Source organism: Cedecea sp. AS113 (genome assembly GCF_037152415.1).
In the GTDB taxonomy this organism is placed as follows: Bacteria; Pseudomonadota; Gammaproteobacteria; order Enterobacterales; family Enterobacteriaceae; genus Cedecea.
In genome coordinates this window covers 236825-262184 of record NZ_JBBCMI010000003.1, presented here as the reverse complement: position 1 = coordinate 262184, position 25360 = coordinate 236825, and the positions used below count along the sequence as shown (strand labels likewise).

General features: G+C 55.5%; 27 protein-coding genes. 21 read left to right on the top strand and 6 right to left on the bottom strand.

The annotated features are described in order from the left end of the window. The first annotated feature begins 2 nt into the window (after window positions 1–2). Together tssH and WFN87_RS05180 are read left to right on the top strand one after the other, a co-directional pair. Window positions 3–2528 (top strand): type VI secretion system ATPase TssH, encoded by a 2526-nt coding sequence (gene tssH, locus WFN87_RS05185; RefSeq protein WP_336982183.1) that lies wholly within the window; start codon window positions 3–5, stop codon window positions 2526–2528. Beyond that, complete coding sequence (locus tag WFN87_RS05180; RefSeq protein ID WP_336982181.1) at window positions 2525–3631, top strand: VasL domain-containing protein; 1107 nt, start codon at window positions 2525–2527, stop codon at window positions 3629–3631. Before tssH ends, WFN87_RS05180 begins: the two co-directional genes overlap by 4 nt. A 404-nt stretch (window positions 3632–4035) precedes the next feature. On the opposite strand, the gene WFN87_RS05175 is transcribed toward WFN87_RS05180, so the two are convergent. Beyond that, window positions 4036–4377, bottom strand: a complete 342-nt coding sequence (locus WFN87_RS05175) for a DUF1294 domain-containing protein (RefSeq protein WP_336982179.1) — start codon at window positions 4375–4377, stop codon at window positions 4036–4038. 319 nt (window positions 4378–4696) lie between these two features. On the opposite strand from WFN87_RS05175, the gene WFN87_RS05170 reads away from it, so the two are divergent. Then, on the top strand, window positions 4697–4981 hold the full coding sequence (locus WFN87_RS05170) for a hypothetical protein (protein ID WP_008455937.1): 285 nt from the start codon (window positions 4697–4699) through the stop codon (window positions 4979–4981). Between the two features lie 31 nt (window positions 4982–5012). On the opposite strand, the gene WFN87_RS05165 is transcribed toward WFN87_RS05170, so the two are convergent. Both WFN87_RS05165 and WFN87_RS05160 read right to left on the bottom strand, forming a co-directional pair. Next, a complete protein-coding gene (locus WFN87_RS05165) occupies window positions 5013–6299 on the bottom strand; it encodes a DUF445 domain-containing protein (RefSeq protein ID WP_336982177.1) in 1287 nt (428 codons plus the stop codon). Next, entirely contained in the window at window positions 6299–7207 is a 909-nt protein-coding gene (locus WFN87_RS05160; protein WP_336982174.1) for a LysR substrate-binding domain-containing protein, read from the bottom strand. Before WFN87_RS05160 ends, WFN87_RS05165 begins: the two co-directional genes overlap by 1 nt. Window positions 7208–7370: 163 nt before the next feature. On the opposite strand from WFN87_RS05160, the gene WFN87_RS05155 reads away from it, so the two are divergent. Both WFN87_RS05155 and uspG read left to right on the top strand, forming a co-directional pair. Continuing rightward, window positions 7371–8144, top strand: a complete 774-nt coding sequence (locus WFN87_RS05155; protein ID WP_166875989.1) for an SDR family NAD(P)-dependent oxidoreductase — start codon at window positions 7371–7373, stop codon at window positions 8142–8144. Window positions 8145–8331: 187 nt separating this feature from the next. Next, entirely contained in the window at window positions 8332–8763 is a 432-nt protein-coding gene (gene uspG / locus WFN87_RS05150) for a universal stress protein UspG (RefSeq protein ID WP_008455928.1), read from the top strand. Between the two features lie 44 nt (window positions 8764–8807). Here uspG and WFN87_RS05145 read toward each other — a convergent pair whose 3' ends face one another. Beyond that, the gene (locus tag WFN87_RS05145; RefSeq protein WP_336982172.1) at window positions 8808–10193 is read right to left on the bottom strand and encodes an amidohydrolase family protein; all 1386 of its coding nucleotides are present in this window, start codon (window positions 10191–10193) and stop codon (window positions 8808–8810) included. A 49-nt stretch (window positions 10194–10242) separates the two neighbouring features. Beyond that, on the bottom strand, window positions 10243–10848 hold the full coding sequence (locus WFN87_RS05140) for an ankyrin repeat domain-containing protein (protein WP_008455923.1): 606 nt from the start codon (window positions 10846–10848) through the stop codon (window positions 10243–10245). A gap of 178 nt (window positions 10849–11026) precedes the next feature. Here WFN87_RS05140 and WFN87_RS05135 point away from each other — a divergent pair, with 178 nt between their 5' ends. From WFN87_RS05135 to WFN87_RS05060, 16 genes are all read left to right on the top strand, one after another. Next, entirely contained in the window at window positions 11027–11956 is a 930-nt protein-coding gene (locus WFN87_RS05135; protein WP_166994474.1) for a LysR substrate-binding domain-containing protein, read from the top strand. An 89-nt stretch (window positions 11957–12045) separates the two neighbouring features. After that, complete coding sequence (locus tag WFN87_RS05130) at window positions 12046–12627, top strand: DUF2239 family protein (RefSeq protein ID WP_166994473.1); 582 nt, start codon at window positions 12046–12048, stop codon at window positions 12625–12627. Beyond that, a complete protein-coding gene (locus WFN87_RS05125) occupies window positions 12624–12965 on the top strand; it encodes a GIY-YIG nuclease family protein (protein ID WP_166994471.1) in 342 nt (113 codons plus the stop codon). The genes WFN87_RS05130 and WFN87_RS05125 overlap by 4 nt, the downstream gene beginning before the upstream one ends. After that, window positions 12949–13830 carry an alpha/beta fold hydrolase gene (locus WFN87_RS05120; protein ID WP_336982168.1) on the top strand — a complete coding sequence of 294 codons (882 nt, stop codon included), beginning with the start codon at window positions 12949–12951 and terminating at the stop codon, window positions 13828–13830. The genes WFN87_RS05125 and WFN87_RS05120 overlap by 17 nt, the downstream gene beginning before the upstream one ends. A gap of 11 nt (window positions 13831–13841) precedes the next feature. Then, a complete protein-coding gene (locus WFN87_RS05115; protein WP_336982166.1) occupies window positions 13842–14285 on the top strand; it encodes a DUF1330 domain-containing protein in 444 nt (147 codons plus the stop codon). 217 nt (window positions 14286–14502) lie between these two features. Next, entirely contained in the window at window positions 14503–15225 is a 723-nt protein-coding gene (locus tag WFN87_RS05110; RefSeq protein WP_336982164.1) for a dienelactone hydrolase family protein, read from the top strand. Window positions 15226–15335: 110 nt separating this feature from the next. Continuing rightward, a complete protein-coding gene (locus WFN87_RS05105) occupies window positions 15336–15587 on the top strand; it encodes a DUF1158 family protein (RefSeq protein ID WP_008460543.1) in 252 nt (83 codons plus the stop codon). Between the two features lie 234 nt (window positions 15588–15821). Continuing rightward, the gene (fdnG, locus tag WFN87_RS05100) at window positions 15822–18869 is read left to right on the top strand and encodes a formate dehydrogenase-N subunit alpha (protein ID WP_336982162.1); all 3048 of its coding nucleotides are present in this window, start codon (window positions 15822–15824) and stop codon (window positions 18867–18869) included. Between the two features lie 11 nt (window positions 18870–18880). After that, a complete protein-coding gene (fdxH, locus tag WFN87_RS05095) occupies window positions 18881–19765 on the top strand; it encodes a formate dehydrogenase subunit beta (RefSeq protein ID WP_008460538.1) in 885 nt (294 codons plus the stop codon). Beyond that, the gene (fdnI, locus tag WFN87_RS05090) at window positions 19743–20408 is read left to right on the top strand and encodes a formate dehydrogenase-N subunit gamma (protein ID WP_034809921.1); all 666 of its coding nucleotides are present in this window, start codon (window positions 19743–19745) and stop codon (window positions 20406–20408) included. Before fdxH ends, fdnI begins: the two co-directional genes overlap by 23 nt. A 210-nt stretch (window positions 20409–20618) precedes the next feature. Further along, window positions 20619–20882 carry a DUF1471 domain-containing protein gene (locus WFN87_RS05085; protein WP_157141438.1) on the top strand — a complete coding sequence of 88 codons (264 nt, stop codon included), beginning with the start codon at window positions 20619–20621 and terminating at the stop codon, window positions 20880–20882. 32 nt (window positions 20883–20914) lie between these two features. Continuing rightward, window positions 20915–21682, top strand: coding sequence for an alpha/beta fold hydrolase (locus WFN87_RS05080; RefSeq protein WP_008460535.1), 768 nt, complete (start codon window positions 20915–20917; stop codon window positions 21680–21682). A 91-nt stretch (window positions 21683–21773) separates the two neighbouring features. Further along, window positions 21774–22040 (top strand): BufA1 family periplasmic bufferin-type metallophore, encoded by a 267-nt coding sequence (locus WFN87_RS05075; RefSeq protein WP_008460533.1) that lies wholly within the window; start codon window positions 21774–21776, stop codon window positions 22038–22040. Window positions 22041–22056: 16 nt separating this feature from the next. Then, window positions 22057–22893: an MNIO family bufferin maturase gene (gene bufB, locus WFN87_RS05070; RefSeq protein ID WP_336982158.1), complete on the top strand. Its 837-nt coding sequence runs from the start codon at window positions 22057–22059 to the stop codon at window positions 22891–22893. Next, the gene (locus tag WFN87_RS05065; protein WP_336982155.1) at window positions 22890–23636 is read left to right on the top strand and encodes a DNA-binding domain-containing protein; all 747 of its coding nucleotides are present in this window, start codon (window positions 22890–22892) and stop codon (window positions 23634–23636) included. The genes bufB and WFN87_RS05065 overlap by 4 nt, the downstream gene beginning before the upstream one ends. Before the next feature lie 19 nt (window positions 23637–23655). Continuing rightward, complete coding sequence (locus WFN87_RS05060) at window positions 23656–24126, top strand: DoxX family protein (protein WP_286180285.1); 471 nt, start codon at window positions 23656–23658, stop codon at window positions 24124–24126. A gap of 251 nt (window positions 24127–24377) precedes the next feature. Here WFN87_RS05060 and WFN87_RS05055 read toward each other — a convergent pair whose 3' ends face one another. Beyond that, entirely contained in the window at window positions 24378–25271 is an 894-nt protein-coding gene (locus tag WFN87_RS05055) for a LysR family transcriptional regulator (RefSeq protein WP_336982153.1), read from the bottom strand. Window positions 25272–25360: the final 89 nt, after the last annotated feature.

Here is a 25360-nt window from a genome sequence, read left to right as displayed (position 1 = left end):
TGATGAACCATTATTTAAAATCTATTATCAGCAGACTTAATACCGATACCCGAGCCGCGCTCGATACTGCCGTCAGTCATGCAGCCTCCCAGCAGCATACGGAGGTGACGCCAGAGCACCTGCTGCTGGCTATCATTCAGCAGCAAAGCACCTTATTTGAAACGCTAAGTTTGCAAACAGGTTTGCCCGTCAGCCAGTTATTCAGTGCGCTGCAACATGCGCTGACCCAGGCGAATAAAGCGCAGGTGCTCACGCCGGTATTTTCCACCGAGCTGGTAGAGTGGTTAACGAATGGGTGGATGCTGGCCAGCGCACGGTGGGGAAGCGGCTCACTAACGCCTGAAGCGCTAATTGCCAGCGCTTTCAGCGATATAGTTAAACCGCTTTTCACTAAACAGGTTCAGGATGCCCTGCACTGCGAATCGGACAAAGTTAATGAACTTCTTCGTGCTTCTTCGCCAGCCAGTTCCCAGCCAAATAATGACCACCTTGCCACGCAGTCTTCACTGAAAAAATATACCCGCAATCTGAGCGAATTGGCCCAAAAAGGTGCCCTGGATCCCGTGCTCGGACGTGAATCTGAAATAAGGCAAATGGTCGATATCCTGCTGCGACGCCGGCAAAACAACCCGATTTTGACGGGCGAACCGGGCGTGGGTAAAACGGCTATCGCCGAAGGGCTGGCGCTACGGATTGCCGAGGGCACGGTGCCGCCTGAACTGAGAGCGATGGAAGTTCTGACCCTGGATCTTGGGTTGCTGCAGGCCGGAGCCAGCGTAAAAGGAGAATTTGAAAACCGTCTTCAGGCATTGCTAAAAGAAATCACGCGTGCCCCCAAACCCATTATTTTGTTTATTGATGAAGCCCATATGCTGATTGGCGCCGGTGGCCAGGCGGGTCAGAACGACGCGGCCAATCTCCTGAAACCCGCCCTGGCTCGCGGCGAACTGCGCGTGATTGCCGCCACTACCTGGGCTGAATATAAAAAGTACTTCGAAAAAGATGCCGCATTAACCCGCCGCTTCCAGGTTGTCAAAGTCGCAGAACCTGATATCGAAAATGCGACAACCATGCTCAGAGCAATGTCTCCGGCAATGGAGCAACACCACGGTGTGCCCGTATTAGAAAGCGCGATCCATGCGGCGGTTACTCTTTCCAATCGCTATATCGCCGGGCGGCAAATGCCGGACAAGTGCGTCAGTCTGCTGGATACGGCCTGTGCCCGAGTCGCCGTGTCTCAAACCCACGAACCCAAAGAAATTGAAGCGATCAACGTCCAGCTACGGGCGATTAGCAGTGAATGTGAAGCCCTGAGACGAGAAGACACAGCGCCAAAGCGCCTTGAAATATTGACGCGGCAAACCACAGAGTTAACGCAAAAGCTTGAAGCCCTTACCAAGGAATGGAGGGAACAAAATGACCTGGTTCAGCAATTGCTGAACAGCAAAGATGCCGCATTTATTTCCCACGGCCGGGAGAGACTGTCGGCCCGACATCAGCAACATGCCATGGTATTTGAATGTGTCGATGCGACCTGCATTGCAGATGTAGTGGCCGACTGGACGGGCATTCCACTAGGGCGAATGCTGGAGAAAGAGCATCAGCAAATCGATGCTTTATTTGAGCGACTGGCCGGAAGAGTGATTGGTCAGGATCACGCTCTCAAACAGATCGCGCAGCAGGTACGAATCAGCCGGGCAGGTATGGGGGACCCGCTCAAGCCAATGGGGGTCTACATGCTGGCAGGTCCATCCGGCACGGGAAAAACGGAAACCTCGCTTGCGCTGGCCGAATTGCTGTTTGGCGGTGAGGAAAGCATGGTGATCATCAATATGTCCGAATACCAGGAAGCGCATTCAGTTTCCGGCCTGAAAGGCTCCCCTCCTGGCTATGTCTGCTACGGCCAGGGTGGCGTACTTACTGAAGCTGTTCGTCGCAATCCCTACTCTGTCGTCTTGCTTGATGAAGTAGAAAAAGCCCACCCGGACGTTATGGAGCTATTTTATCAAATCTTTGATAAGGGCCAGATCGAGGACGCAGAAGGCCAGCAGATCAACTTCCGCAATACGCTGATTGTTATGACGTCCAATCTCGCCAGCGAAACGTTGATGGCAACCTATGATTCAGGGGAAATCAGCCCGGAGGCGCTGTGTAATGCCATTCGCCCGGAATTTGAACGCGTATTTAGCCCGGCACTCATGGGGCGCATGACGCTGACGCCCTATCTGCCACTCTCTTCTGACGCGATGAATGAAATCATTGGTCTTAAATTGCAGCGTTTGTGCCAGCGATACCAGAAAGCAGCAGATGCCTCCGCGCAGCCGGGTTACAGCAAACGAGCCGTCAGTTGGATTGCCGAGCGCTGCCGGGTGGCTCAAAGTGGTGCCCGCGATATTGATCAGGTTTTGAATCAGCATCTGCTCCCGCTGATGGCCGACAGCGCATTGCATGGCGCGCCGGGAATCCCCTTAAGAATCGACGTCAGTAAAAAAGTCCTCACCCTGCGCGCAGAGAAGGTCACAACATGAGCGAGCCCATCCATTCTGAGCATACCCGCACGTTGAAAATTAACAGCCACGATCCGCGTGGCCATCATACTTTTCTCCAGTTCAGCAACGACATGCACCGCTGGAAGATTTATTCAGACGACGGTAACTGGTGGAGAGAACGGGAAAAGGACTGCAATCAGCTATTCCAAAAATTTGGCTACGACCTTCAAATTGGGATGTGGTACTGCCTGATTGCCTGTCAGCGAAATGGCTGGAAAGGTGTTGCCAGTGCAACCCAGGTCTTTACCAGTGGATTTGCCAAACAGCATCCTCCCTGTTGGCCTCCCCTGTCAGCGCTCGATCTGCGTCGCCAAATGATCGATAGCTACTGCCGGTACCTAACGCCGTTAATTTATTGTCTTCCGCTACAGACGGACAACATCCCGGCGATGGAACAGTTGCTAATGTCATCGGGGATGTTAGAAGCCCAGGCCGTTGAGCTGCAATCTTCCCAGGGAGATGTTTTTCGGCAGCTCTCACTGTGGCTGGAGATGAACATCAAAATGCTCCAGCAGCAAACCCAGCAGAGCAAACCCGCCGTACCGGCAGCGCCAAAGCTGGAACCCACGATAACACACCTGCAGCTCCGCGAATCCCGGCCATTAACCTGGCCCAATAAGCTTTGCTGGAGTGCAGCTGGCGCAGCCTTTGCACTTTCCATTTTGTCCCTCTACCAAAGTGCCGATAATCCAGACGTACTGCGAGTGACCAACAGCATCTGGCAAGATAATCCGTTGGTCACTCAATGGAAAAACAAGCAGGAAATTGCCAGCAAATCTGCGCCGGCTAATACAACCTATGAAGAGTTGATTTCACAGCTTACAGCCATTGAAAAACGACTTTTAGAGGCGGAACAAAAACGAACCTCCTATATGACTATTTCCGAGTTAAAAACGGCAATATATCAATTACGTGAAACAGTTCACCGGCAGAGCACCATGGTAGAGAATCAGCTCAATCAGATCCAACGTTTAAAAGATAACGACAGGCAGATACCACCGGCGCAACTGTATGCGCTATCAGCCAAAATAGAAGGATTGAAAAGTAAATTCTTGCTATTGAAAATGGAAGATGGAATTTAATTAATAAATAACACTCAAAAAAAAACCCTTAATTTAAATAGCATTAAGGGTTTCTCAGTGTTCAGATTATGAATATTTATCAAAGCGCATTTATTCAATACGCTCCCTGCAGCAAGAAAGATAAAAATGCCATGTATTATCCACATGGCATTTAGCTTTCTTAATTTATCCTGCTTTATGCTTCAACCGAAAAACATTCACCGGCAACATTAAAAATATACACATCCGGGCGTAACGTAGATAATATTGTTTTGATTCTGCTTTCCGCGAACAAGACAGGTATTTGCCACGTCATCCGCTTTTTCGGCATTCGGCCAGATGTAATGCTTCCCCCGACTGCTAAACTGCCCTGACATCACCTCATCCCCGGCGTTTATCGCTTTCATGAACATACAAAATTAATATTACCTGGGTAAATAAAACTCATATGCCACGACAATAACGGCAATTAAATTTATTATCACAGTAATAAAAAACCAGCGTCTGAACGGCTGTTTCTGAGTTTTATGGCGAAAACTTTGCTGAGCCAGAATCGCCCCGGGCCAACCGCCCGTCAGCCCAAAGAGAAGCAATGTTGCCTCCGGCACGCGCCGCCAGCCTTTTACCGCAGCCAGTTTGTCAGCGCCGTAAACCAGCAGCGTGAGCACATTCACCAGTACAAACCACATGCCCAAAGAGTGAGGCATAAAAGCGCTACCCAGCGCGGCGAGCATCAGAAGACAATAGCAGAAAGGGTTAAGGGTCATCAGTTACCGCAGTAATATCCCATTGAAAATAAGACGAAATGATACCTAAAAATTGTTCATGGGTCCTGCCGGGTTGTTGGGCGGTTCAGTCACTTAATAAATCACGGCCATTATCATTAGCGAATTAATTATTTCACAAGAAACATATTCACTGTCTATCTTATTGAATAGTTTGAGATCGTCGGTAAGCAATTGTGGCAAATGACACGCTCTTTTACTTTTCCTCGCCAGCGCATATTTCTCGCCGCAGTAGACTTATCGGTACCGCCATCTCCTCCGGAGCTGGCACCCAAAACGCTAATGTCAGCAGGTGAATAACATGCATAAAGCCATCAAAATGCTGCTTGCCAGCTCGATTTGCTTGCCTTTATTCGCCGCAGCGGCCGACCCCGTCATTCCCTGGGCCGACAACAGCGGTGGAACAGAAAGCCAGCACATCGCCGCCATGGGGCAAAACCTTAACGGCCAGCATCAGGCCATCAGCAAAACGCAGGAAGGTGTCTGGGCGGATAACAGCGGTTCGATAGGCGCTGACGAACAGGCTCTAAGCAGCAGTAAACCCGCTTTTGCCGGTGACCCAAAACTGATGCCTCATCAGGGCTAACCACGCTGCACAGGGCTTTGCGCCCTGTGCCTTAAAACCGCAGCCCCCAGCCCTCAATCACGCCCGGCAATTGTGAAAGTAAATAGAGCACCAGTCCGACCGAGCCCCCCACCAGCGTGCCGTTAATGCGAATAAACTGCAGATCTTTGCCGATGTTGAGTTCAATCTGCCGCGACATGTCTTTTGCGTCCCAGCTTTTCACCGTGTCGGTAATGTGCCGGGTGAGAAAAGCTGAGAAGTCCGGCGCGATATGCCGGGCAGCCTGCTCAAGGTGCTCATTCAGCGAGGCCCGCAGCGAAGCATCGGCCGTTAGCGTTTCCCCGAGCCATTGCCCCGCTTCGGCAATGCGCTTTTGCACCCGCGAATCATCGCGGGCGATATCTGTTTTCAGCCAGCCCCGCAGGTCATTCCAAAGCTCGCCGAGGTAGAGATTAAACTTCTCATCCTCCTTCAGGTAACTTTTGATCGTTTCCGCTTTAGCCGCCATTTCCGGGTCATTTTTCAGGCTGTCGATAAGCCGCTGCACGGCGCGATCGAATGCCCGGCGAAGCTGATGCGTTTTGTCCTGGCTCACGTCATCCAGCAGAGAGTTAACGGCGTCGGACACCAGCTCTGCGCTTTGCTCGCCCAGCCATTCGGTGGGCAGCACTCTGGCCTTAACCGGGTGCTCAGTTTCCAGCCAGTGGACGATCTGGCGGGCAATAAATTCCCGGCTGGCCGGTTTCTCGAGCAGCGCCAGCAGTTGAGCTATGACCGAATCGAGCAAGGCCTGATGACGGTTGTTTTTGGTCAGGCTTTCCAGCAGCAGCGCGCTGGAATAACTGAGGTCGACTTTATCAATAGCTTTGTGCACCGCCCGGCGAATCAGCCCCTGAATCCGCGTGTCATCGGTCAGAGACAGCCAAGCCTCCATCACCTTGAGCATATGCCGCCCTACCTGCTGAGCATTTTCGGGCTGCCGGAACCAGCTCCCCATCATCTGCGCCGGCTCATGGCGACGAATCAGGTCAATCAGCGACTGGGTATCCAGAAACTTTTCCTGCACGAACTTGCCGAGATTCTCGCCGATACGGTCTTTATTACGCGGAATAATGGCGGTATGCCGGGCGATAAACGGGATCGGTACGCGGCGAAACAGCGCCACCACCGCAAACCAGTCGGCCAGGGCGCCGACCATCGCCGCTTCAGAAATTGCTTTCAGGGCGCTCACCCAGAAATTAGGCGGCAAGAACAAAGTGGCGACAAACGTCGCGGCGGCAATCAGCAAAAGTGCGAGCGCCAGGCGTTTGGCGCGCTTTAATTCGATGAGTTTTTCCATTACTTAAGCGTAGCGCCCGTCTCTGCCACCAGCCAGTCATGGAACAGCGTCACCTCCGGGCGTCGACTGGAGCGCTCTGAACGCACGATGAAATAGGACCAGGTCAGGGGCCATTTGTGCTGCGGGAAAAGCTGGCGCAGCTGCCCAAGATCGATCAGCTGCTGGACCAGCGCTTTGCGCACCACCGCCACACCACGCCCGCTTAGGGCAGCCAGGATAACGGCCGACGTAGAGTTAATGTGCAGGCCGTTTTGCTCACACAACGCCACGCCAATGTCCTGAGAAATCGTTTCCCACTCCGGGAAATTCGCCCCGGGATGCGGTGTATCATCATAAATAAGCTTCTGTTTTGACAGCCAGTCAGCTTCGGTGACGCCAGTCAGCAAATGCGGACTGCAGACAATCACCGCCTCTTCGTCCATTAACCACGTTGACTGTAAACCGGGCCAGTTGCCGGGACCGCAGCGTATGCCGACATCGGCCTCGCCGTGCAGCACATCGGTCAGTTTTTCCGTGACGTTAAGGCGCAGGTCGATGCTGTCATGCTCCTCGGAAAAGCGGTTGAGGCGCTCCATCAGCCAGTTCATCATCAGTACCTGAGAAGCGGTAATCACCACCACCGCGCGGGCTCTGGCACCTCGCAGCTTATTCAATCCCTGCTCCAGGCTGTCCAGCCCAACGGTAATGTCCTGCAGCGCCTCCCTTGCTTCCTCCACCAGCGTAAGTCTTTCTTTGCCGCTGCGCGTGCGGTGCAGCAGCGGATGGCCGACCCACTCCTCCAGGGAACGAACAAGCTGGCCCACAGCGGCGGGCGTTACGCCCAGCTCTTCCGCCGCGCCGGTAAAACTGCCGTGGCGCGCCGTGGCTTCAAAGGCGTGCAGCCATTTCAGGCGATTCAGCGATCTCATATTTTCTCTTCGACAAGGACGACATACCGACAAGATAGTTTTTCTTTCTCGATATGCAAGTTCTTATGCTTCGCCAGGCCGAAATAGGTTTGGCATTCTGTCGCCATTCCGAAGCGCTAGGCAGGCTGCTTCACCTTATTAAGCAAAGAGAAACGAGGTCATCATGTCTACATCATTCGCAGGTAAGAAACTTTTAGTTGTTGGCGGCACCAGCGGTATGGGTCTGGAAAGCGCCCGTCAGGTGCTGGAAAACGGCGGGAAAGTTGTGCTGGTCGGGAATCGCGCGGAGAAAGCCGAACAGGCACGCCAGGCGCTGTCTGCCCTCGGGGAAGTGTCCGTCATCGTCGCAGACCTGATGAGCAGCGAAGGGATGCATAAAGTGATGGACGTGATTAACGCCGAGCACCGCGACATTAGCCTGCTGGTGAACGCCGCCGGGGTCTTCTTCCCGAAAGCCTTTACCGAACACGAAGAGGCGGATTACGACATGTATATGAACATCAACCGCGCGACCTTCTTCATTACCCGCGAAGTGGTGAAAAACATGGTTGCCGCCGGGATCAAAGGTTCTATCGTCAACATCGGTTCCATGTGGGCTCAGCAGGCCATCGGCGCAACACCATCTTCCGCCTACTCCATGGCGAAAGCCGGTCTGCATGCGCTGACGAAGAATCTTGCCATTGAGCTGGGTTCGCACGGTATTCGCGTCAACGCGGTTTCTCCGGCCGTGGTGCATACGCCAATATATGAAGGCTTCATTCCTAAAGAGGATGTGGCGGGCGTGATGGGCAGCTTTGATAGCTTCCACCCGATTGGCCGCGTAGGTACGCCACGCGACGTTGCCGAAGTAGTGAGCTTCCTGCTGTCCGACAATACCACCTGGGTGACAGGCGCCCTGTGGGACGTTGACGGCGGCGTGATGGCGGGTCGTAACTAGGCGCGATCGCCCCTCACCTCAGCCCTCTCTCCAAAGGGGGAGGGAGAAAATAAAAGCCTGGGAAACATTGGTTATCCCCTCTCCCTTCCAGGGCGAGGGGATAAATGCCTTATTTCCCCGCCAGATCACGGCGAAACCGCATCGTTAGTGCCAGAATGGTTGAAACGTTACCAAAAGGAGCTGAACGATGTATAAAACCATCTTAATGCCGGTGGATGTTTTTGAAATGGAGCTCACGGATAAAGCTATTCGCCATGCCGAATATCTGGCGAAAGAGTCTGAGGGCACAATCCACCTTCTGTACGTTCTGCCTAAATCCCCGCTGTTTAATACCCACGGTTTTTCCTCTGACATCCGTAAATTCGACGAATACCTGAAGAAAAACGCCGAAGAAAAGATGGAAGAATTGCGCGGGCACTTCTCACTGCCTAAAGAACGCGTCGTGCTGGAGATTCGCTACGGCTCGGTGAGGGACGAAGTGAACGAAGTCGCACAGGACATTCATGCGGATGTGATCATTGTAGGTTCGAAGAACCCGTCTATTTCCACCCACCTGCTCGGCTCCAACGCTTCCAGCATTATTCGCCATGCCCGCTTCCCGGTCTTTGTGGTTCGGTAAAGTGTCAATAAATAGCCTGCTTTTGCAGGCTATTCTACCTCGCATTAAATCACGCTTCCCCAGACTAAATTGCCCTGATGGAAGGTCGCGGTACGCGGCGAAATACGCGCCACCGCTTCCGCTGAGCATGATGCATCCACTAGCACAAAACTCGCCTCATCCTGCGCCTTCGGCCACACATGTTTACCTTTATCATCCAGCGGCAAAACATTGCCGGTGGCAATGGCCAGCGAACGCGACAGGCTAAACTCGCTCGGGCGAACGTAGAGCTGCGCATACAGGTTGGCTTTTTCCAGCATGTCGCCCAGCCCGTACGGCGACCAGTGATCGATCACGCTGTCGGTGCCGGTCATCACGAGCACGCCTTTTCGCTGGAGCTGCTTCAGCGGCATATGCAAAGTCCCGATGGGCACCGTAGAAGCGAGACTGATCTGCTGGGCAGCCATGCGCGTGGCAATATCATCCACCTGCTGCGGCGTAAGGGTCGCCAGTGCAAAACCGTGGCTGATGGTCAGTTTTCCCTTAAGCTGCGGGGTTTTCTCAACCGTTTCCACCATGTAATTCACCGCCGCCACGCCCGCCGGGCTGGTTTCATGCAGGTGAATATCCACGCCTTTGTCGTAATCAAGCGCTATCTGGAACATGGTATCAAGGGATTTCTCCATCGCGCCATCCACGTTGGTTGGATCCAGCCCCCCTACGTAGTGGGCCCCGGCCTGCATCGCTTCGCGCATCAGCGGTTCAGATTTTGAAAGCAGCAAGCCATGCTGCGGAAACGCCACGATTTCACAGTTCAGACCTGACTTTCTCTCCGCCAGCACCGCCTGCAGGTTTTCAAGGTTTTTCAGCCCGGAAACCGGCTCAATGTTGCAGTGGCTACGGGCAATCGTCGACCCTTTGGACTGGATAAGATCGATAAGCTTGCCGGCGCGCTCGCGGGTGTAGGGCTGCAGCTCCGGCAGAATTTTACGCTCCCAGGCAATCATATCCATGATGGTGGTACCTTCCGGGCGGTTATGTACCTGCCACGGGCCGCCATAAAACGTCTTGTCCAGATGGATGTGCATATCGCGCATCGCCGGCAGCAACAGCTTACTCCCGGCGTCATAGCTGCGCAGCGTGCCGTCAGGGTGCGATTTATTGGCACGAACTGCCGCAATTTTGCCGTCTTTGATTTCTAACGTGTGCAGTTCGGTGCGGGTACTGACGGCGGTTTCGCCTTCATAATTAAACCCGGTTTCCAGCAGCACATTGTCGAGGTAATAGTGTTTTTCGCTGATAGCATTCATTTGGTGGCTGCTCTCACAGGCGGTTGCAGGTGTTTTCGCGGCCCAGGCTGCGGTGCCGCTAGCCCCAAACAGCGCGCAGGCTGCGGCGACCTTGCCGCCTCCGCTAATAAAGTCGCGACGGCTTTTCTCAATCTCAGTCATTATTATTTTTCTACCCAGAGTGTGATGGTGGTTGTCAGGCATACAGCGGCTAAGCGCCCGCTTCTCTCAGCAATTGAGCGATTTCGCGGTAGCCTTTTTCTTCGGCCAGTTCCCGCGGCGTTTTACCGTATTTATCCGTCATGTGCGGGTTGGCGCCGTGTTCCAGCAGCAGCGAGATAATCTCCTGCTGCTTTTTGCCGCCGTCGTTCAGCACGATGGCCTCAAGCAGCGGCGTCCAGCCGAGGAAGTTGGTGTGGTTGACGTTAATCTCGGTATGCACCAGCAGCTCGCGCACAATCTCGACGTGGCCTTTCTCGCTGGCAGGCGTAATACCCACCCCGCCAAAACGCGTTAAGCGAGTCAGGTCAGGCTTCGCGGGTAGCAACAGGCGCAACAGCTTGAGATCGTTATTCAGGCAGCTAATCAGGAAGGGATTAAAACAGGTTTCATCCTGCTGATTAATGTCCACACCCGCCTCAATAAGCAGCGCCACGCAGTCATATTTTTGGTTCAGGCTGGCGATGGTGATGGCCGTTCTGCCCTGCCGGTTGGTGACGTTAATATCCACGCCCTGCGCCACGCATGCTTTCAGCGTTGACACGTCCCCGTTCAAAGCCGCCGTCAAAAACCCGGTTATCAGCTCGTTGTCAGACATCATGTTCTCCTGTCGTTCGCGGTTATGGCCGAAATTCGAGAATAACAACGCCCTGGCGGGAAAAACATCCGCTTAAAAAAGATTCATCGCTGATGCCGCTATTGTTGAATGTGTTTTAATAATCTTTTTCAGAATGTGTCAAACTCCCCGCATCACGCGTCATCGAAGGGAGCCCGGAATGCACTCCATCTTTACCGAAGAGAACCTGCAGGCTTTCACCTGCGCCGCCCGCTACGGCAGCTTCAGCCGGGCTGCCGAAGAGCTGGGCGTGACCACCTCCGCCATCAGCTACACCATAAAACGCATGGAAACGTGGCTCGATGCGCCGCTGTTTATCCGCAACACCCGCAGCATTGAGCTGACCGAATCCGGGATCTATCTCTACCGCAAGGCCAGCGACTTGTTGAATGATTTTCAAGGGATCCGGCGGGGCATTGAGACCATTTCGCAGGGTATCGAAGCGAAAGTCAGGATCTGCATTAACCATCTGCTGTACACGCCTCAGCACACGGCCAGGCTGCTGAATATGTTAAAAAAGCAGTTTCCCGGCTGCCAGATTGCCGTCACCACAGAGGTGTACAACGGCGTCTGGGATGCGGTGCTCAACAATCAGGTGAATATTGCCATCGGCGCGCCGGATGCGCTGCTGGGCGGGGGCGGCATTGACTACACGGAGATTGGCGTTATCCGCTGGGCGTTCGCTATCGCGCCAGATCACCCTCTCGCCGCGGCACAGGAACCGATCCCCGAAAGCCAGCTCAGGCTGTATCCGAATATCATGGTGGAAGACACCGCCTCTACCATTAATAAAAAAGTGGGCTGGCTGCTGCATGGCCAGGAAACCGTGGTGGTACCGGACTTCCCGACCAAATGCCAGTGCCAGATTTTAGGCGACGGCATCGGTTTTTTGCCGGATTACATGGCGCGTCGCGAGGTAGAAAACGGCCTGCTGGTGACCCGCCAGGTCCATAACCCACGCCAGCATTCCCGCATGTTGCTTGCCACACAGCACGCGGCGACGGGTCAGGTTACTCGCTGGATCAAACAGCAATTTCGCCCCGGCGGCGTGCTCGCAGAGCTGTATCAGGACTTGATGCACCAGGCCTGACCTCCCCCACCTATTTTACCCGGGTATAATTGACAAGGTCGGGCTCCCCCGATAGGCTACTATTTTTACCCGGATAAAATAGGTCACCCATGTCTTCTGTCACCCTTACCGCCTTTATGCAGCGGCAGTTGATTGCCCACGGCAGCCTGAACGAACTGTTGCGGCAGCTAAAGGCCACGCCAATCGGTAACGAGCCGGTGTTTATCTTCCATGACCAGACCGGCAAACGGCTGGATATCCACGTCAACGGGGACGAAGCCAGCGCCATTGCGGCTTACCCGGAGTTGGCCGAACAGCTAACCGAAGAGACCGCTGCGGTTAAAACTCGCGGCAGGCCTAAGCTTGGCGTATCGGCGAAGGAGGTCACCCTGCTGCCCCGCCACTGGGAGTGGCTGGCCACGCAGCCGGGCGGCGCTTCTGCAACCTTACGTCGACTGATCGAACAGGCCAGAAAAGCCAGCGAACCGGCGGACAACAAGCGCCGCAGGCACGAAAGCGCCTACCAGTTTATGCACGAGGTGGCGGGCGATCTGCCGGAGTATGAAACTTGCCTGCGCGCGCTGTTTGCCGATGACGAAGCGGCCTTCAACGCCGCGATGGAAGGCTGGCCGCAGGATATTCGCCGCTATGCGGCAACGTTAGCTTTTGGCAAGCAGGAGTCCAAAAAATGACTGAGACACCAAACAAAAAAGATCTGAAGCAGAGCTATAAAGACAGCCCGACCACGGCGGGCATCTATTTGATAGCCAATACGCAAACCGGCCATAAGCTGCTCGCCGGCGCCGCAAACGCTCAGGGCGTGTTAAACCGCCATCTGTTTGAACTGAAGTTCGGGCAGCACCGCAATAAGGCGCTGCAGCTGGCCTGGAACCAGTATGGTGAGTCCGCTTTCGAGTTCACCGTGCTTGAAAAGGTCAAGCCGGATGAGCAAAACGTTAAAGCCGCGCTGGAAAATCTGCTGGAAGCCTGGCAGAAAAAACTGAGGATCGCCCATGAACACAGCGACTAACCTGCCGGTCTCCCTCTACTTCGACGGCTTCGGTGATAAAAAACACCCGGCAATAGTCCTGCTGCCGGGGCTGGGAAGCCAGAGCATCAGCTGGTCGCAGCGCTTTTGCCAGCGGCTGGCCGACGCAGGTTTCTATGTTTTACGGGCCGATAATCGCGACTGCGGGATGTCCCCCTCCTTGAACCACGCGGGCGTGCCCGACCTGCAGGCGCTCTCCCAGGGCCAAAGGATCCCCATCGCCTATACGCTCCGGGACATGGCGGCGGACGTTGCCCTCACGCTGAACAACGCCGGTATTCAGGCGGCGCACATTGTTGGGCGCTCTATGGGCGGCATGATTGCCCAGCTGTTTGCCGCGCAATATCCGCAAAAAACGCTGTCTCTGTGCGCTATCATGTCCAGCACAGGCAATCCTCAGCTCCCGCCTCCGGCCCCGGATGTGATGGCAATGCTAATGGGGCCGAAGCCCGATCCGCATTCGCACCAAAGCGCCTGGCTTGAGCAGCAGCTCGCGTTCTTCAGGCGCATTGCCTCAACGCACCTCCCGTTTGACGAGGAGTACTACACGGCGCTGCTAAAAACCTCGCTGGCGCGCGCCAGTTCTGTGCCCGGCATGCTGCGTCAGATTGCAGCGATGGCGGCCACAGGCGATCTTCGTCAGGAGATAAAACAGATCGTAGCCCCCACGCTGGTGCTTCACGGCACTCACGATCCCCTCTTCCCCGTAGAAGCCGGGCAGGACATTGCCGAGACGATCCCCGCCGCAAAATTGCAGCTCATTGCAGGCATGGGGCATGAAATTCCTCCTGCGCTGGAAGAAGACGTGGCCTCTCTGCTTCTCGCTCATTTTGCCGCTGGAAAATAACAGGAATAATTATGGTCACGTCCTCAAACACGACGCCTTACCTGCAGCCCACCCCGCAGGCCGCGCGACATTTTGTGATGAAACAAATTTACGGGGAGGTTTATATGCTCAACCTCCTGCGTTTTAGGGCAATGGCGGATTACTCAGCCACCCCGGAATTAATGCCGCTTAGCGCGATTAGCGGCGCGGAAGCTTTTCAGCGCTATATACAGCACACGCTGCCGTTTTTACGCCAAAGCGGCGGGGACATTATTTTCTTTGGCGCCGCAGACAGCTGGCTGATTGGCCCGCAGGATGAACGCTGGGACTGCGCCATGCTCGTGCGGCAGAGCAGTGCCGAAGCTTTTCTGGCCTTCGCGAATAATGAAGCCTGTATGCAGGGAATTGGCCATCGCACGGCGGCGCTGGAAGACTCTCGCCTGTTACCGATGACGCAGCGTGATGCCCTAATGTGAATAAGGCCTGGAGATAGAATGGATATTCCCTGCCCGAACATCGTTAATTACAATTATTCACATAAATTATTTATCGCTAACAAATAAACGTTTTTTAAATTAAATTAAATAGCATTTCATGCGCTTGTAAATTTAATAAATTGCTAATTTGTTAGCATTATGAAATTAATTATACTTCACCTGCCGACCAATAAATTTTATTTAGGGGTTAATTCTGATGTCAGAAATTATTTCAACACCCGTTACTTATCAAGTCGAGAATCAAACCTTTGAAAGCGTACTGGTCTACCAGGAAAACCAAAGCGCTGCGCGGCCCGGCGTCCTGACCGCTCCCAACTGGATGGGCGTGAGCGCTGGAGCGGTTGAACAGGCCAAAGGGATCGCCGCCCAGGGCTATGTCGTGCTAGTCGCCGATCTCTATGGCCAGGGCAAGCGCCCTACCAACGCCGATGAAGCCGGTGCCCTGATGATGGGCGTGAAGGACACCCCGGCGGAAGTAGGCCGTATGCAGGCCGCGTTAGACACGCTTGCCACGCAGAAAATTGCCGCCGTCGACGGCAGCAAACTGGCGGTAGCGGGCTTTTGCTTCGGCGGGCACTGCGCGCTGGAGCTCGCAAGAAGCGGCGCGGATATCAAAGCGGCTGTTTCCTTCCACGGCACGCTGAATACCCTAAAAACCCACGCCGCCGGAGAGATCAAAGCCTCTATTCTGGTGCTGGACGGTGCGGAAGATCCGCTGGTGCCGCGCGAGCAGCTGAGCGAGTTTGTCAGCGAAATGAACGCCGCATCGGTAGACTGGCAGTTGGTGAGCTACGCCGGTGCCGTGCACTCGTTTACCGACCCGGGCGCGAACGTTGAAGGCGTCGCGAAATACCACCCGGAAGTGGCAAAACGCGCTTTCACCCAGATGTACACGCTGCTGCAAAACGTTTTTAACTGATGATGATGGCCTCTGTTCGCAGGGGCCGCTTTTTTTACCCTTTCTCAAATGGTTTACACCCGGGTGCACTTTCCCGGACAATAGCCTTTTAACTTCAGGCTAACAACGTCATGAACCATCCACATCAAGCGCTGTTGAGCGCGGGCGGCATTTTGCTGCTGGCCTTTCTGTCATGCCTGCTGCTCCCGGCCCCGGCGTTAACGCTGACGCTGGCACAAAAGCTGATCGACACTTTCCACCTGGTCGACCTTAGCCAGCTTTACGTGATCCTGTTCTGCATCTGGTTCCTCGCTTTGGGCACCATTGAATATTATCTGCTGCGCTTTATCTGGCGCCGGTGGTTCACAATCACCCGCATCTGACTCAACGCTTGCCTCGTGCCGTTTCCCTGATAAACGGCACCGCCTCTAACCACGCCGCTTTACTCCCCTTTTCTCTGCCCCAGGCACACGCCAGTGTTATCTCCGTCAAATAACCACTAATACCAAAGGGGTAATCACCTACCCAATGTTTATCGAATTGATTTCACGCAATATCTGAATGGCTATAGCTGCTATTTTCGCCCGTACTAAAAACGTCATAACAATGAGGTGACGATGAACGTCAGTCGCAGGAAATTTTTCAAAATCTGCGCCGGCGGAATGGCAGGTACAACGGCGGCGGTGCTGGGCTTTGTCCCAAAAGCCGCGCTGGCGGAAACGCGCAACTACAAGCTGCTGCGTGCAAAAGAGACTCGCAATAGCTGTACTTACTGTTCTGTTGGCTGTGGTTTATTGATGTATAGCCTCGGGGATGGCTCGAAAAATGCCAAATCCAGCATTTTCCATGTTGAAGGGGACCCGGATCATCCGGTCAACCGCGGCGCGCTGTGCCCGAAAGGCGCGGGGCTGCTGGACTACATTCACAGCGATAATCGCCTGCGTTACCCGGAATACCGTGCGCCTGGGTCAGACAAATGGCAGCGCATCAGCTGGGACGAGGCGTTCTCCCGTATTGCCCGCCTGATGAAAGACGACCGCGATGCCAACTTCATCGAGAAAAATGAACAGAACGTGACGGTTAACCGCTGGCTTTCTACCGGGATGCTGTGCGCCTCGGCGGCCAGCAACGAAACCGGCATGTTAACCCAGAAGTTTGCCCGCTCGCTGGGCATGCTGGCGGTAGATAACCAGGCGCGCGTCTGACACGGACCAACGGTAGCAAGTCTTGCTCCAACATTTGGTCGCGGTGCGATGACCAACCACTGGGTTGATATCAAAAACGCCAACGTGGTGATGGTGATGGGCGGTAACGCCGCTGAAGCCCACCCGGTCGGTTTCCGCTGGGCGATGGAAGCCAAAAACAACAACGACGCCACGCTGATCGTGGTCGATCCGCGCTTCACCCGCACGGCATCGGTGGCGGACATTTACGCGCCGATCCGCTCCGGCACCGACATTACCTTCCTGTCGGGCGTGATTCTGTACCTGATCTCCAATAACAAAATCAACGCCGAATACGTCAAACACTACACCAACGCGGCCCTGCTGGTGCGTGAGGACTTTAGCTTCGAAGATGGCCTGTTCAGCGGCTACGACGAAGAAAAGCGCCAATACGATAAAACCACCTGGAATTATCAGTTCGACGAAAACGGTTTTGCGAAGCGAGATGACACGCTAACCGACCCGCGCTGCGTCTGGAACCTGCTCAAAGAGCACGTTTCCCGCTACACGCCGGACGTCGTCGAGCATATCTGCGGCACGCCGCAGGCAGATTTCCTCAAAGTCTGTGAAGTGCTGGCCTCCACCAGCGCAGTCGATCGCACAACTACGTTCCTGTACGCGCTGGGCTGGACTCAGCACACCGTGGGCGCGCAAAACATCCGCACCATGGCGATGATCCAGCTGCTGCTCGGCAATATGGGAATGGCGGGCGGCGGCGTCAACGCGCTGCGTGGCCACTCCAACATTCAGGGCCTGACCGACCTCGGCCTGCTGTCCACCAGCCTGCCGGGCTACCTCTCTTTACCGTCCGACAAGCAAACCACGCTCGACGGTTACCTGGCCGCCAACACGCCAAAAGCAACGCTGCCGGGCCAGGTGAACTACTGGGGGAATTATCCGAAGTTCTTCGTCAGCCTGATGAAAACCTTCTACGGCGACGACGCGCAGAAAGAGAACGGCTGGGGCTTTGACTGGCTGCCGAAGTGGGATCAGGCGTACGACGTGCTGAAGTACTTCGACATGATGGATCGCAACCTCGTCACCGGCTACCTGTGCCAGGGCTTTAACCCTGTCGCCTCATTCCCGGATAAAAACAAGGTTGTCGCCAGCCTGAGCAAGCTGAAGTACATGGTGGTTATCGACCCGCTGGTGACGGAAACCTCCAACTTCTGGCAAAACCACGGCGAGATGAACGACGTTGACCCGGCGAAAATCCAGACCGAAGTGTTCCGCCTGCCGTCCACCTGCTTTGCGGAAGAAGATGGCTCCATCGCCAACTCGGGCCGCTGGCTGCAGTGGCACTGGAAAGGCGCGGATGCGCCGGGTGAAGCGCTGAATGACGGGGAGATCCTTGCCGGACTTTACCACCGGCTGCGCCAGATGTACCAGGCCGAAGGCGGCAAAGGTATTGCGCCGCTGATGAAAATGCGCTGGCACTACGAGCAGCCCGATCATCCCGAGTCCGAAGAAGTCGCTCAGGAGAGCAACGGCTACGCGCTGGAAGATCTGTTTGACGCCAACGGCAACCTGCTGGCGAAAAAAGGCCAACTGCTTGATTCCTTCGCGCTGCTGCGTGATGACGGCTCCACGGCTTCCGGCTGCTGGATTTACGCCGGAAGCTGGACCAGCAAAGGCAACCAGATGGCAAACCGCGACAACGCGGATCCGTCCGGGCTGGGTAATACGCTGGGCTGGGCATGGGCGTGGCCGATGAACCGCCGCGTGTTATACAACCGCGCCTCGGCAGATCTGCAGGGCAAGCCGTGGGACGCCAAACGCATGCTGATTGAGTGGAACGGCACGAAATGGGTCGGGAACGATATCCCGGACTTCAGCACCGCCGCCCCGGACAGCGGCGTCGGGCCGTTCATCATGCAGCAGGAAGGTTTGGGCCGTCTGTTTGCCCTCGACAAACTTGCCGAAGGGCCGTTCCCGGAGCACTACGAGCCGTTTGAAACGCCGCTGGGCACCAACCCGCTGCACCCGAAAGTGGTTTCCAACCCGGCGGCGCGCCTGTACGAAGCGGATGCTAAACGCATGGGTAACAGGCAGCAGTTCCCGTATGTCGGCACCACTTATCGCCTGACTGAGCACTTCCACACCTGGACCAAGCACGCGCGGTTGAACGCCATCGTGCAGCCGGAACAGTTCGTAGAAATAAGCGAAGGGCTGGCGAAAGCGAAAGGCATTGCGCACGGCGATCGGGTGAAAGTCAGCAGCAAACGCGGCTTTATTAAAGCCGTGGCCGTGGTGACGCCACGCCTGCAAACCCTGCAGGCGGGCGGCCAGGAAATCGAAACCATCGGGATCCCGTTGCACTGGGGCTTTGAAGGCGTGGCCCGCAAGGGCTATCTCGCCAACACCCTGACGCCGTCGGTGGGTGACGCCAACTCGCAAACGCCGGAGTACAAGGCGTTTCTGGTCAACATTGAGAAGGCGTAAGGGAGGAAACAATGTCCATGCAATCTCAGGATATTATCAAACGCTCGGCGACCAACAGCTTCACCCCGCCGCCGCAAGCACGTGACTTCAAGGAAGAAGTCACCAAGCTCATCGATGTCACAAGCTGTATCGGCTGCAAGGCCTGCCAGGTGGCCTGCTCGGAGTGGAACGATATCCGCGACGAAGTCGGCCACTGCGTGGGGGTATACGACAACCCCGCTGACCTGAGCGCCAAGTCCTGGACGCTGATGCGTTTTTCAGAAACCCGTGAAAACGGCAAGCTGGAATGGCTGATCCGCAAAGACGGCTGTATGCACTGCGAAGATCCGGGCTGCCTCAAGGCCTGCCCGTCCGCTGGGGCAATTATTCAGTACGCCAACGGCATCGTAGACTTCCAGTCGGAGCACTGCATCGGCTGCGGCTACTGCATCGCGGGCTGCCCGTTCAACATCCCTCGCCTGAACAAAGACGATAACCGCGTGTATAAATGCACCCTGTGCGTTGACCGCGTTAGCGTAGGCCAGGAACCTGCCTGCGTGAAAACCTGCCCGACAGGTGCGATTCGCTTTGGTATTCGCAAAGAGATGCTGGACATGGCAGAGCAGCGCGTTGAGAAGCTGAAAAAACGCGGCTTTGAACAGGCGGGCGTTTACAACCCGCAGGGCGTGGGCGGCACACACGTCGTTTACGTGCTGCACCACGCGGACCAGCCAGAGCTGTACCACAACCTGCCGAAAGAGCCGAAGATTGATACCCCAATCAACCTGTGGAAAGGCATTCTGAAGCCGCTCTCGGCTGCCGGGTTTGTTGCTACCTTCGCGGCCCTGATTTTCCACTATGTCGGGATCGGGCCGAACGAAGAGGTGGACGAAGATGAGGAGGACAAGCATGAGTAAGATGATCGTCAGAACCAAATTCATCGACCGTGCCTGCCACTGGACGGTAGTGATTTGCTTCTTCCTCGTGTCGCTGTCCGGCATTGCCCTGTTCTTCCCGACGCTGCAATGGCTGACGGAAACCTTCGGCACGCCACAGATGGGGCGCATTCTGCACCCGTTCTTCGGCGTGGCTATCTTTGTGGCGCTGATGTTTATGTTCGTGCGCTTCGTGCATCACAACATTCCCGACAAGCAGGATCTCCCCTGGCTGAAGGGCATTGTTGAGGTGCTGAAAGGCAACGAGCATAAAGTGGCGGACGTGGGCAAGTACAACGCCGGGCAGAAGATGATGTTCTGGAGCATTATGAGCATGATCTTCGTGCTGCTGGTGACCGGGATTATTATCTGGCGGCCCTGGTTTGCGCACTACTTCCCAATGTGGATGATTCGCTACAGCCTGCTTATCCACGCCGCTTCAGCCATTATTTTGATCCACGCCATCCTGATCCATATGTACATGGCGTTTTGGGTGAAAGGATCGATTAAAGGCATGGTCATTGGCAAAGTCAGCCGCCGATGGGCGAAGAAGCACCACCCGCGCTGGTATCGCGCCATCGAGGCCGAAGAAGCCAAAAAAGAGAGCCGGGAAGGCATAAACTAACCGCTCGTTTCCCCTCTTCCCGCTCGGGGAGAGGGGTTATCCCGGCTCAGCACAAAAGAATTGTGTTGTTTTGTATCCACGCCGCCCACGGCTAAATAACAAAACAAATCCCCTTCCCTCTGACACAGCCCACATACAAACCAGGCGTTAAATAAGCGCATCCGCCACCTTCAGGCGGCAACGTATTCAACGACCCGATATGTGAGGCTTATGATGAAACTGTTCCGCACCGTTATTCTCCCGCTCGTCCTGGCCGCTGCTGTAGCGCCTGCCTTTGCTGCCAAAGAAGTCCACAGCGCTCAGGGCCTGGTCAAAATTGGCACCGTCACAGAAAGCGATAGCACCACGCTGTCTCTCGACCAGCTCAATGAAAAACTGGCTGCAAAAGCTGAAAAAGCCGGGGCCAGCGCCTGGCGAGTGGTCTCCGCCGGCGGCAACAACAGCTACTTCGGCAGCGCCGATATTTACCGCTGATTTATTCCCACCCCCTAAAACAGGAAAAGAAGATGAAACCCACGCGTAAAACGCTGCTGGCGCTGGCTGCGGCTGGCCTGATGACCGGATTTGCCGCCCAGGCGGAAACTCAGCACACCATCGTGTTAGTGCACGGCGCCTTCGCCGACGCGACCGGCAGTTGGGAGCAGGTGATCCCGGTTCTGCAAACGCGCCATTACGAAATCATCACCGCGCAGATCCCATTAACCTCACTCGCAGACGACGTGGCGGCGACCAAACGCGCCATCGCCCGTGCCAAAGGCGACGTTATTCTGGTAGGTCATTCCTGGGGCGGGACGGTGATTACCGAGGCGGGTAACGATCCGAAAGTGAAAGGCCTGGTGTACATCAATGCCTTTGCACCATCGCCGGGTCAGTCCACGGCCGATCTGGCCAACAGCTTCCCGGCCCCGCCCGGCAGCGCAAAAATCATCAAGGGTGCGGACGGCTTTCTGAGCCTCGATCCGAAGGCCGTCGCCACCGATTTTGCCCAGGATGCGACGCCTGAAGCGCAGAACATTATTGGCATCACCCAGATGCCGATCGCCGCCGCAAGCTTTACCGAAAAAGTGACCACCGCTGCCTGGCAGCAGAAACCGAGCTGGTTCCTGGTCGGCAGCAATGACCGGATGATCAACCCGGATCTGGAGCGAGCGATGGCGAAGAAAATTCACGCCCACGTCACCGAGTTACCGGTCAGCCATGTGCCGATGCTGTACGACCCGAAAAATGTCGCCCGCACGATATTTAAAGCCGTGAATATTACGTCGGGAAATTAATGCATCTTATTCAATGAGGAGGAAATAACGCTCTCAATAAATAGCCGATGATTGCCGTCCCTAAATTCATTTTAATTATCTGGAGAACACGATGAACCGTATTGCTATGTCCGCGATTGCCCTGTCTTTGGTTTCTTTCAGCGCGGCATCCTTTGCCGCTGAATTAACCGGGCCAAACCTTGAGCGCTGTTTTGGCATTGCCAAAGCCGCAGACAACGACTGTAAGGCCGGCGCCGGTACCACCTGCGCGGGCACCTCCAAAGTCGATTACCAGAAAAATGCCTACAAAATGGTGCCAGCGGGGACCTGCACCGCGATCCAGACGCCGAATGGCCACGGCTCGCTGACCGAAGGCTAATCAAAGGGCCACTCCCATGACGATGACACACTCTTTAGGCGCCGGATTAAGCCTTAAGCCCGAGCATTACGCCGACGCCTGGGCCAGTCCATCCTCTCTCTGGTTCGAGGTTCACAGTGAAAATTATCTCATGGCGGGTGGCCCGCGCAGAGAGTGGCTGGCGGCCATCCGCCAGCAACACCCGATCTCGCTGCACGGCGTTTCGCTTTCACTGGCCGGTGACGAGCCACCGGACGCCCAACTGCTCGCGCAGCTAAAAGCGCTAGTGACTGACATCAAGCCAGCGCTTGTTTCCGAGCACCTCGCCTGGTCGCGCTGGAACGGGATTTATTATCCTGACCTGCTGCCGGTGCCGAGGACAACGCGGGTGATGCACCGCGTTATTGACAACATTAACCGCACGCAGGACACGCTGGGCTGCCAGATTTCACTGGAAAATCCTACGCACTATTTGCAGATGCCGGAACACGAATGGGATGAAATCGAATTTCTCGACGAAGTCAGCCGCCGGAGCGGATGCGGCCTACTGCTTGATCTGAACAACGTCTGGCTCAGCGCCCACAACCTCGGCTTTGAGGCCGCAGCCTGGCTGAGCTGTTTCCCGGTCGAACGTGTGACTGAGATCCACCTGGCGGGCTTTAGCCCCGACGAAGGGGGCAGCGATTTGCTGATCGACAGCCACGATCAGTCAATATCCGAGGAGGTCTGGCGGCTGTATACGCAACTGATTCAGCGGGCGGGAGCAAAACCCACGCTTATTGAACGGGATGACAACCTGCCTGCGTTTAATGTGTTGCTGGCCGAACAGCAGCGTGCCCAGCGTATCCTCGACACAATGGGAGCCGCCGTATGAGCACTCAGTTAAGCCGCTACCACGAGGCATTTATTGGCCTGTTATACGGTGAGGCTAGATCCGAGCTAAGCCATCTTCAGCATCAGCCCGGTATTGCCGTTTATCGCAACAGCGTGATCAAAGCCTGCGTTGACGCCCTGGACGCTAACTTCCCCAGCGTATCCAGGCTTACCGGAACCGATTTTTTCCGTGAAATGGCGCGCGGCTATGCGCTTGAACGCCCCCCATACGAAGGTGAACTGGTTCGCTATGGCGACGCCTTCCCCGCCTTTATTAGCGCTTATCCTCCGGCCAGAGAACTGACTTATTTAAGCGCCGTGGCCGAGCTGGACAAGCTGTGGCTGGAGGTGTTTTGTGCCCCGGCCTCGGCCCCGCTGGACGTGCATGCACTGGCAAACACCACGGCGGATACCCTGGGCACCACATCATTACGGCTGCGGGACAGCGTTCGCTGGTACTGGCACCCCACGCTGCCTGTGTTCACGCTCTGGGCGTTCAACCGCGAACAAACCGCCGCGCCGGAGACGATTCACTGGCAGGGCGAAGGCGCTCTGCTGGTTCGCCGCCAGCAGCGCATTTTTGCCGAACCCTTAAGCCAGGGCGGATCGGTCTTCCTGACTGCCTGCCGCTTGGGGGCAACCCTCGATCAGGCTAGCGAACAGTCCCTGGCTGCCGAGCCAGCCCTCGCCCTCGGCCCTTTTTTCAGCAACCTGCTTAGCCGCGGCGTGTTCGCCGCATTTTAATCACACCTTTTGAGGCTAAATGATGAAAGTATCTGAACAACACATGACAGAACAAGGCGTGAGAGCGCTATGGAATAGACTCTGGGATCGCATCGAGAGAGGCGTCGGCGACAACTTGCTGTTGCTGATAGCCCGCGTGGGCGTTGCCGCCGTTTTCTTCCTTTCTGGCCGCACAAAAGTCACGGGGTTTATGACGCTAAAACCGTCCACCTACGAGCTGTTCCGCACCGAATATGCGCTGCCGCTTATCCCCTATGATATCGCCGCGCACCTGGCCACGCTGGCCGAACATACTTTCCCTGTTTTGCTGGTGCTGGGATTATTTTCACGCTTCGCTGCAACGGGATTGCTGTTTATGACCCTGGTGATTGAAATTTTTGTCTACCCGGACGCATGGCCCACGCACCTGATCTGGGGCGGATTACTGCTGCTGGTTATCGCCCGTGGCGCTGGCCGCTGGTCGCTGGACAGGGTTCTGAGGCTGGTATGAGAAAAACAGGCGAGGCACTTCATCTATCGCGCCTCGCCTGCTGCCTGTACGGCAGTGAACAAGAGCTTTTCACAGCTAACGCCTTGTTGAAACTGATAAAGCTGTCTCTTTTCTCCTTCCTGTCCTTTTTGCGACACGACTCTGCTGAATGGATAAATCAATGAGTTACGAAGTGGGCCAGGAAAAGGGTCTGCGCGTCTTCAGGCTTTGATGTCGCTGAATCAGAATAAAATTCGCTTATCACCAACGGCTCAGGAAGAGTATCTCAGCGCATCCACCAGCAGGGAGAACGCGGTCGTGTGCTGCTTACGGCTGGGGTAGTAAAGGTAATAACCTGGGAACGGTTTGCACCAGGACTCCAGAACCCGGACCAGCCGCCCTTCGGCAAGCTCATCGGAAACCGTGTCGCTCGGCACAAATGCCAGGCCGAGACCTTGCATCGCGGCATCAATGCGCTGGCTCAGGCTGTTGAACGTTAGTTGCCCATCCACGCGAATTTTCAGCTCACGCCCGTCCTTTTCGAATTCCCACGCATACAGTCCTCCCAGGGTAGGCAGCCGCATATTGATGCAATTATGCTGCTGGAGATCCTGCGGCGTCGCCGGGTAGCCATGTTTCGCAAAATAGGTCGGAGAACCAATGACCGACATAGTAAGCTCCGGGCCAACGCGCACGGCCACCATATCTTTTGCCACCTGCTCGCCGAGACGAATCCCGGCGTCGAACTGCCCGCTGACAATATCGGTCAGGGCGTTATCCACGCTGATTTCTACATTGATGTCCGGGTAGTCGACCAGGAAAGTTTTCAACACCGGCCATAAAACCGACTGCAAGCTGTGTTCGGCCGCATTGAGCCGAATGTTGCCCGCCGGCCGCGCACGCATTTCACTCAACGCAGCCAGCTCGTTTTCAAGATCGGCAAAGCGAGGCGACAGGCTGGCAAGCAGCTTTTCACCGGCTTCAGTGGGCGCGACGCTGCGCGTGGTGCGGGTCAGTAAGCGCAGTTGAAGACGCTCCTCAAGACCACGAATCGCGTGGCTGAGCGCGGACTGGGACACGCCAAGCTTTGCCGCTGCTCGGGTAAAGCTGCGCTCGCGTGCCACTTCGATAAATGACATTAGATCGTTGAAGTTTTCTTTCAGCATGGCCGAAACAAGCCTCACTAAGGAACAGAATATTCCCAGTATAGCGAGATTAATGAACTGGATTCATAAGCTCTTGTACTTTTCCCTGG

Bases quoted from the DNA above. Each gene is read 5' to 3' on its own strand.
- fdxH (WP_008460538.1), top strand. From the start codon at position 18,881: ATGTCCATGCAATCTCAGGATATTATCAAACGCTCGGCGACCAACAGC.
- WFN87_RS05055 (WP_336982153.1), bottom strand. From the start codon at position 25,271: ATGCTGAAAGAAAACTTCAACGATCTAATGTCATTTATCGAAGTGGCA.
- WFN87_RS05125 (WP_166994471.1), top strand. From the start codon at position 12,624: ATGACTGAGACACCAAACAAAAAAGATCTGAAGCAGAGCTATAAAGAC.
- tssH (WP_336982183.1), top strand. From the start codon at position 3: ATGAACCATTATTTAAAATCTATTATCAGCAGACTTAATACCGATACC.
- WFN87_RS05060 (WP_286180285.1), top strand. From the start codon at position 23,656: ATGATGAAAGTATCTGAACAACACATGACAGAACAAGGCGTGAGAGCG.
- WFN87_RS05065 (WP_336982155.1), top strand. From the start codon at position 22,890: ATGAGCACTCAGTTAAGCCGCTACCACGAGGCATTTATTGGCCTGTTA.
- bufB (WP_336982158.1), top strand. From the start codon at position 22,057: ATGACGATGACACACTCTTTAGGCGCCGGATTAAGCCTTAAGCCCGAG.
- WFN87_RS05105 (WP_008460543.1), top strand. From the start codon at position 15,336: ATGAACCATCCACATCAAGCGCTGTTGAGCGCGGGCGGCATTTTGCTG.
- WFN87_RS05160 (WP_336982174.1), bottom strand. From the start codon at position 7,207: ATGAGATCGCTGAATCGCCTGAAATGGCTGCACGCCTTTGAAGCCACG.
- fdnI (WP_034809921.1), top strand. From the start codon at position 19,743: ATGAGGAGGACAAGCATGAGTAAGATGATCGTCAGAACCAAATTCATC.
- WFN87_RS05180 (WP_336982181.1), top strand. From the start codon at position 2,525: ATGAGCGAGCCCATCCATTCTGAGCATACCCGCACGTTGAAAATTAAC.
- WFN87_RS05110 (WP_336982164.1), top strand. From the start codon at position 14,503: ATGTCAGAAATTATTTCAACACCCGTTACTTATCAAGTCGAGAATCAA.
- WFN87_RS05075 (WP_008460533.1), top strand. From the start codon at position 21,774: ATGAACCGTATTGCTATGTCCGCGATTGCCCTGTCTTTGGTTTCTTTC.
- uspG (WP_008455928.1), top strand. From the start codon at position 8,332: ATGTATAAAACCATCTTAATGCCGGTGGATGTTTTTGAAATGGAGCTC.
- WFN87_RS05080 (WP_008460535.1), top strand. From the start codon at position 20,915: ATGAAACCCACGCGTAAAACGCTGCTGGCGCTGGCTGCGGCTGGCCTG.
- WFN87_RS05085 (WP_157141438.1), top strand. From the start codon at position 20,619: ATGATGAAACTGTTCCGCACCGTTATTCTCCCGCTCGTCCTGGCCGCT.
- WFN87_RS05115 (WP_336982166.1), top strand. From the start codon at position 13,842: ATGGTCACGTCCTCAAACACGACGCCTTACCTGCAGCCCACCCCGCAG.
- WFN87_RS05155 (WP_166875989.1), top strand. From the start codon at position 7,371: ATGTCTACATCATTCGCAGGTAAGAAACTTTTAGTTGTTGGCGGCACC.
- WFN87_RS05135 (WP_166994474.1), top strand. From the start codon at position 11,027: ATGCACTCCATCTTTACCGAAGAGAACCTGCAGGCTTTCACCTGCGCC.
- WFN87_RS05165 (WP_336982177.1), bottom strand. From the start codon at position 6,299: ATGGAAAAACTCATCGAATTAAAGCGCGCCAAACGCCTGGCGCTCGCA.
- WFN87_RS05120 (WP_336982168.1), top strand. From the start codon at position 12,949: ATGAACACAGCGACTAACCTGCCGGTCTCCCTCTACTTCGACGGCTTC.
- WFN87_RS05145 (WP_336982172.1), bottom strand. From the start codon at position 10,193: ATGACTGAGATTGAGAAAAGCCGTCGCGACTTTATTAGCGGAGGCGGC.
- WFN87_RS05170 (WP_008455937.1), top strand. From the start codon at position 4,697: ATGCATAAAGCCATCAAAATGCTGCTTGCCAGCTCGATTTGCTTGCCT.
- WFN87_RS05175 (WP_336982179.1), bottom strand. From the start codon at position 4,377: ATGACCCTTAACCCTTTCTGCTATTGTCTTCTGATGCTCGCCGCGCTG.
- WFN87_RS05140 (WP_008455923.1), bottom strand. From the start codon at position 10,848: ATGTCTGACAACGAGCTGATAACCGGGTTTTTGACGGCGGCTTTGAAC.
- WFN87_RS05130 (WP_166994473.1), top strand. From the start codon at position 12,046: ATGTCTTCTGTCACCCTTACCGCCTTTATGCAGCGGCAGTTGATTGCC.